Source organism: Mesorhizobium sp. WSM4817, from assembly GCF_055811135.1.
In genome coordinates this window covers 1-306 of sequence record NZ_JBVVQQ010000156.1, presented here as the reverse complement: position 1 = coordinate 306, position 306 = coordinate 1, and the positions used below count along the sequence as shown (strand labels likewise).

Sequence of the window (306 nt, the reverse complement as noted above, 5' to 3'; positions counted from 1 at the left end):
CGAGGGCGACGACCAGAAGCTGGTCGAGACGGTGGTGAACGACATCGTCGGCGTCATGGCCGAGATCAAGACCGCTGCCTAGACGTGCGGCGCTTGATGCGCCGATGGTCCTGCTCGATCCGATTGTTGAGGTACTTGCTATTGCGGATGCGGATCGGCTTCAGCGCTGGTCGTTGGATTGATCTTTCCAGCCATCGAAGGCATCGAATACCTCCAGGTAGCTGGCTAGCTGCCCACCTTTTTTTGGCTGTTCTGATCCTAAAGACGGAGCAATAAGCTTTGTAGCGTACCAGAACCGCGCCTGTT

1 pseudogene is annotated in these 306 nt (G+C 56.5%); it reads right to left on the bottom strand.

Features of this window, described 5'->3' with window-relative positions:
* Positions 1-86 precede the first annotated feature (86 nt).
* A pseudogene (locus tag AC0L2K_RS35190) lies at positions 87-164 on the bottom strand (IS6 family transposase); the annotation flags it as partial.
* Between the last annotated feature and the right edge of the window lie 142 nt (positions 165-306).